Below are 6,000 nucleotides of genomic sequence, written 5' to 3'. Positions count from 1 at the left end.
ATGAAATACTGAACTGAGCCATGTTGCTTAGTTATTGTTAGGTTTAGTTGCCTAGGGTAGCAAATCGGAGGAAGATTTTAATTATTAAACTATAAAACAAAAAAAACATGAAAACATTAGACGAAATTTTAAAACAAGAGCCAGTTTATTTGCATAACTGGAAAACAAAAATTGATGTTATTTCAGACTTCGATGATATTTATATGTCAGATGATGAATACAAAGCAGAAACTGCACCTTACGCAAACGTGAAAATTTGGGAAGAAAAAAAGGCAAAAATGAATGAGGCTATTGAATTATGGAAGCCAATAAACATATTATTTGCGAGCTATGGAGAGGATAATTATAGTGGTGATGCTTTTGTGTTGTTTGAACAAGATGGCAACCTATATGAAGTAAATGGCTCGCATTGTTCTTGTCATGGTTTAGAGGGACAGTTTACTAAGGAGGAAACAACCATTGAAGCATTAAACCATAGGCTAACAAAAGGAACGCTTGGGCAAGATACTTATTCTGACAATGAATTTGCCTTAGAGTTAAAGGATTTTTTGGGTATAGCAGAACACACAGGAGCGTTGGCAGGCAATTGAACCTAACGTTTTGCGGGTATGAGAAGTAAAAAACATACCCGTAAAAATAGAAAAGAATATTTTTTATTTATTATACCCGCTGTTATGTGCTGGGCGGATTTTCAGCACTAAAGTTAAATTGAAATAAAAATTATGAGTGATGCAAACGGAGCAAAAAGTATTAAAATACCAAAATTAAAAAAAGGAGAAGAATTATCTTGCTGCTTAAATTCAGTTCATTGTGAATATTTGGGCTATGAATTTTCATGCGCTGCAAGAGAATACAACGAGAAGCTAAAAAAGAAACACAAAACTAAGCCTTGCATATAACGAACGATACTAAAAGAAGGGCGTTGTAGCAACAGCGAATAGTAACCACTTAGATAGCCTTTATTTTAGTTATTGTTACCAGCAGTAGGATTTATTAACCGATGAACTTTATAAATAATTACTAATAAAAATTAAAAAAAGAGATGGAAAAAATGAAAAAAGCATTATTGATAAGCTCACCATTGATTTTAGCGGTTGAATTTTACTGCTTTTCGTGGATTACAGAACTTTTAAGGCAACAGTCCGATGTTGCTATATTAATCGGAATAGCATTAACCTGTGGCTTTATTACAGGCAATTATTTTTTATTCAAATATCTATTAACCAAAAAACAAACAACAAAATGAAAAAAACAAGATTAATTTTAGGATTGGCAGCTTTAGTAGTAACGAGTTGCACACGTATTGATGCCGGACACGAAGGCATTTTAATTAAACAATATGGAAGTGATAAAGGGGTGCAAGATGTATCACTTGTAACTGGACGTGTATGGTATAACCCTTGGACGGAAGATGTTGAACAATACGCAACATTTATCCAGACTGTAGATTACGAAGCATTTAATGTAAATGCTAAAGACGGAAGCGAATTTATTGTTGACCCTACATTATCATTTAACATCGTTGCTGGTAATAGCCCTCAAATATTTTCTAAATACAGAAAGGATTTAGAGGAAGTAAGCGCAACGACAATTTTAAATTATGTAAAAGATGCTTTTCGTTTGCAGATGAACAAATATACTACTGACGAAATAGTAAGCAACAGAGAAAAGTTTGAAACGGATGTTCAAAAAACGCTGGCTTCTGTTTTAGAAAAAGAAGGCTTTAAATTGGAGCAATTAACAAGCGGCTTAAAATACCCGCAAACTATTGTTGATGCTGTAAATAATAAAAACAAAGCTGTGCAAGAAGCAATGATGGTAGAGAACCAGTTAAGAGTTGCCGAAGCACAAGCGAAAAAGTTAATTGTGCAAGCCGAAGCAGAAAAAAAAGCTAATGATTTAAAACAAACATCATTAACTCCAATGCTTATTCAGCAAATGTTTATTGATAAATGGGATGGACACACCCCATTATACGGAAGTGCGCCTACGTTATTTAAAAGTGTGCAGTAATTACCATTAGTAGGGAGCGAGGGCTTTTTTAATTTTTAACAACGAACTTTATTAATAGCCCTTGCCCCTTCCTATTGCTGGTAACGGTAAACAGCTAATGGCTGATGCGATTTAACCGATACAAGAAATTAATAACTACAAAACTAAATATACCGAGCGATGGATTTTAAAGCAGAATTAATAAAACTACAACAATATTGTATAGAAAACAGGAACTATCTAAAGGCAAGCGAAAGATCTTCCGATAGAACGGCTGCGGATGCCTATCAAGACGTTAGGAATAAAATAACAGACGTATTTGAGCGAGAGAAAAACGAAATAAACACTTCCGAACCGCATTTGCCATTAGGTGATGTTAGTGGCAGTGCTACTAATGAGCCTGAAAATTGCGAGAAGGAATGGGTAGAAAAAGTGTGCGATGGATGTATATTTAAAGAAAGTGAAAAAGTATCGCATCCTGGCGGTGATAGATACCATAGCGTAGATAAACATAAATGTGGGTGGGGGCATTGGGAAGAAGATTTTTAGCATTGCCACTAACTACTGGATAAGCGCAGTTTAAAAATATGCACTTGTGAAATCAATACTTTCAGAGCTATGAGCGAACTTTCAGATAAAATAAAATTGCACTTAGGACAAAGAGTGCAAAATGGTGAACTCAATAATAATGAAGTTGTTGAAATACTAGATTCTCTGGCATCCTTTCTTAATTTAAAAACAATTTCAGATTATGCTAAGAGCGAAAACATTACTTACAACGGCGTTTTAAAAAGGATAGAACAAAAGAAGGTTTCAGAATATGTATTATTTAATGTTAAATTTATAATTGATAATGAATAAATATGGAGTATAAAACTTTTTTAGAATCAAAAAGAAAAACCTTTTTGGAAAGCGGGTTTAGCATTGATGAATCGGAATTAAACACAATGCTAAAAGACTTTCAAAAGTTTGCCGTTAAAATAGCCTTATTTAAAGGGAAATTTGCATTATTCTTTGATTGTGGACTTGGTAAAACATTCTGCCAATTAGAATGGGCAAAGCAAGTAAAAGAAAAAACAAACAAACCTGTTTTACTATTGGCTCCCCTCGCTATCTGCGAACAAACGATTAATGAAGGTGTTAAATTTGGAATACAAATAGATGCTTTTGCAATTGAAAATGACGGCAATGAAATTAACAATTACGATCAACTTAAAAATATTGATGTATCAAAATATTCAGGAATAGTTCTTGACGAATCAAGTATTTTAAAAGGGAAAGATGGAAAGCTATCTCAATTGATAATTGAGACTTTTAAAAACACGCCGTATAAACTATGTTGCACAGCAACGCCAAGCCCAAACGATCATATGGAGCTTGGTCAACATTCTGAATTTTTAGGAGCAATGAGTTATTTAGAAATGTTGGCTATGTTCTTTGTTCATGATGGAGGAGAAACATCAAAATGGAGGCTTAGAAAACACGCAGCAGATCCATTTTGGAAATATGTATCGAGTTGGTCAATGGCAATTGATAATCCTGCAACTTTAGGTTTTGATGGGGATGGATATTATTTGCCGGAAATAGAATATATAGAACATGTTATTTCTGTTGAAAATAAAACAGATAATTTATTCGGAAGCGTTGCCGTTAGCGCAACTGATTTGCATAAAGATTTAAAAAGGTCATTCGATAGCCGCATTCAAAAAACGGTTGAATTAGTCAATTCAAATAACAATCAATGGATTGTTTGGGGGTTGAAAAATGATGAAACCGATACGCTTTCTAAATTATTGCCAGATTCTATAAATGTTCAGGGGAGTAACACTCCCGAATATAAAGCAAAACATTTGAATGGTTTTGCAAAAAAAGAATTCAAAACGCTTATTACAAAAACATCAATCGCATCATTTGGTATGAACTATCAACAATGCAATCAAATAATTTTTACATCGTACGATTTTAAATTTGAAGCTTTCTACCAAGCTGTGAGGAGGTGTTATAGGTTTGGTCAAAAAAACAAAGTAATAGTGCATATTTTAATCCCAGAATCACAAATAAATGTACGTCAAACTATTTTATCAAAAGAAAAGCAACACTTTGAACGTATATCCGAAATGTCTAAATATTCAGCAGAAACAAATTATAAAAAATCCAAATCAAAAATTATGATAAAAAACAAAGAAATTAAAACAGATTATTATCATTTAATAAATGGTGATGCTGTAACCGAATCAAAAAAATTACCTACCAATTGCGCTGATATATCCGTTTTTAGTCCTCCATTTGCTGAGCTGTATGTTTATTCTGACAAAGAGGAGGATATGGGTAATGTTAGCGATTATAAACAATTTGAACAACATTTTAGATTTCTTATACCTGAAATAAAAAGAGTGTTAAAGCCCGGCAGAATATGCGCTATACATTGCATGGATTTGCCAATACAAAAAGGTAAAGAGGGTTACATTGGATTAAGAGATTTTAGTGGGATGTTGATTGATTGGTTCCAAAAAGAAGGGTTTATTTACCATTCAAAAGTTACAATATGGAAAAATCCGGTAACAGAAATGCAACGAACAAAAGCACTAGGATTATTACATAAAACAATTAAAAAAGATAGTGTAATGAGTAGGGTTGGAATTCCTGATTATGTTTTATTTTTTCGTAATTCAGGAGAAAATGCAATACCTATTTCACACCAAGATACCAACGAAGATAAATTAAATTATTTACCAGTTGAATTATGGCAGAAATACGCATCTCCGGTATGGTATGATATTGATTACTCAAGAACATTACAATATCGTTCTGGACGCGATGGAAATGATGAAAAACATATATGTCCTTTACAGCTAGATACAATAGAAAGGGTGCTCCATTTATATTCAAACGAAGGAGAAACTGTTTTTAGTCCTTTTGGAGGTATTGGAAGCGAGGGGTTTGCAGCTTTAAAAATGAATAGAAAAAGTATTTCTATCGAGTTAAAGGAATCATATTTCAATATTAATGCTAAAAATCACAAGGCTTGTATTGAAGAAAAAGAAAGCGTATTAACTTTGTTTTAAAATTTACAATTTTGTAAACAAAAATTTCATATCATTGCAAAAACATTTTAAATTATAAACAATGAAAGAACTAGAAATTAAAGACGAAACGCAAGGGAAACATTACGAAGTAGATGTTCGTAGAATACGCCCATTGCAACGTGCCGGAGGAAATCCGCGCGAAGATTACGGCGACTTAGAAGAATTGGCTGCTGATATTTTACAAAATGGCGTAGTTACTCCCTTGAGAGGTTTTAGAGTTTCTAAATCAGAAGCTTATGATTGGGAAATTGTCGCTGGGCATAGACGATTAGCTGCTGCCATGTTATTGGTTGAAAAAGGGCATACTATTCGCGCTAAAATCATCTCAATCGGAGACTCCAGAACTGTTACCGACGAAATGATTTTAATGGAGCATTTTACTACCAACTCCGGAAAACCATTTACACCTGTTGAACAAGCTGAAACTGTACGCAGATTACAAGCTATCGGATGGAAGAACAAAGAAATATCCGTTCGACTTGGCAAATCAATGCGATTAATTCAGAATCTTGCATTGTTGGCAAGCGCTCCTATCCGCATCAGAAAAATGATTTCTGATAAAAAGATTTCTTACACTTTGGTGTTGGATATTCTAAAGGATTCAGCAGATTATAATGAAGCCCTTGATAAAATAGAGGCGTCTTTTGGAATTGTAAAAACAATAAAAAAATCTACTGTTGTTGAAAATGAAGATAGCGAGCAAACTTATGAAGTTTCAGATGAGGTACATGAGAAAGTAACTAAAAAACATTTCGACAAAGCAACCAATAAAGTTGATTCTTTTAAAGAATTACAAATGGTTTTTAAATCTCAAATTGATAAACCGAAAGATGTAATTAATTCGGAATTATTTTCCTTCGCTAAAAAAATCATTGAAAATAAATTAACACGTAGTCAAATTGAGAGTTTAATTTTTAACTAA

Annotated in this window: 7 protein-coding genes; all 7 read left to right on the top strand. The window is 33.2% G+C overall.

Going from position 1 to position 6,000, the window contains the following annotated elements:
• Window positions 1-107 precede the first annotated feature (107 nt).
• The 7 genes from V4538_16440 (at window position 108) to V4538_16410 (ending at window position 6,000) form a co-directional block, all read left to right on the top strand.
• Window positions 108-590 (top strand): hypothetical protein, encoded by a 483-nt coding sequence (locus tag V4538_16440; GenBank protein ID MES2382639.1) that lies wholly within the window; start codon window positions 108-110, stop codon window positions 588-590.
• Between the two features lie 132 nt (window positions 591-722).
• On the top strand, window positions 723-899 hold the full coding sequence (locus V4538_16435; protein MES2382638.1) for a hypothetical protein: 177 nt from the start codon (window positions 723-725) through the stop codon (window positions 897-899).
• A gap of 343 nt (window positions 900-1,242) precedes the next feature.
• Window positions 1,243-2,013, top strand: coding sequence for an SPFH domain-containing protein (locus V4538_16430; protein MES2382637.1), 771 nt, complete (start codon window positions 1,243-1,245; stop codon window positions 2,011-2,013).
• 159 nt (window positions 2,014-2,172) lie between these two features.
• Window positions 2,173-2,541, top strand: a complete 369-nt coding sequence (locus V4538_16425) for a hypothetical protein (GenBank protein ID MES2382636.1) — start codon at window positions 2,173-2,175, stop codon at window positions 2,539-2,541.
• Window positions 2,542-2,610: 69 nt separating this feature from the next.
• Complete coding sequence (locus V4538_16420; GenBank protein MES2382635.1) at window positions 2,611-2,853, top strand: hypothetical protein; 243 nt, start codon at window positions 2,611-2,613, stop codon at window positions 2,851-2,853.
• A 2-nt stretch (window positions 2,854-2,855) separates the two neighbouring features.
• The gene (locus V4538_16415) at window positions 2,856-5,057 is read left to right on the top strand and encodes a DNA methyltransferase (protein MES2382634.1); all 2,202 of its coding nucleotides are present in this window, start codon (window positions 2,856-2,858) and stop codon (window positions 5,055-5,057) included.
• 61 nt (window positions 5,058-5,118) lie between these two features.
• A complete protein-coding gene (locus V4538_16410; GenBank protein MES2382633.1) occupies window positions 5,119-6,000 on the top strand; it encodes a ParB N-terminal domain-containing protein in 882 nt (293 codons plus the stop codon).

It is taken from the genome of Bacteroidota bacterium (genome assembly GCA_040388375.1).
GTDB lineage: Bacteria > Bacteroidota > Bacteroidia > UKL13-3 > UKL13-3 > JAAFJM01.
The sequence above is the reverse complement of the archived record's forward strand: the minus strand, read 5'-3'. Positions and strand labels throughout refer to the sequence as shown.

Coding starts and splice junctions, on each gene's coding strand:
- V4538_16440 (MES2382639.1), top strand. CDS start 108: ATGAAAACATTAGACGAAATTTTAAAACAAGAGCCAGTTTATTTGCAT.
- V4538_16435 (MES2382638.1), top strand. CDS start 723: ATGAGTGATGCAAACGGAGCAAAAAGTATTAAAATACCAAAATTAAAA.
- V4538_16430 (MES2382637.1), top strand. CDS start 1,243: ATGAAAAAAACAAGATTAATTTTAGGATTGGCAGCTTTAGTAGTAACG.
- V4538_16425 (MES2382636.1), top strand. CDS start 2,173: ATGGATTTTAAAGCAGAATTAATAAAACTACAACAATATTGTATAGAA.
- V4538_16420 (MES2382635.1), top strand. CDS start 2,611: ATGAGCGAACTTTCAGATAAAATAAAATTGCACTTAGGACAAAGAGTG.
- V4538_16415 (MES2382634.1), top strand. CDS start 2,856: ATGGAGTATAAAACTTTTTTAGAATCAAAAAGAAAAACCTTTTTGGAA.
- V4538_16410 (MES2382633.1), top strand. CDS start 5,119: ATGAAAGAACTAGAAATTAAAGACGAAACGCAAGGGAAACATTACGAA.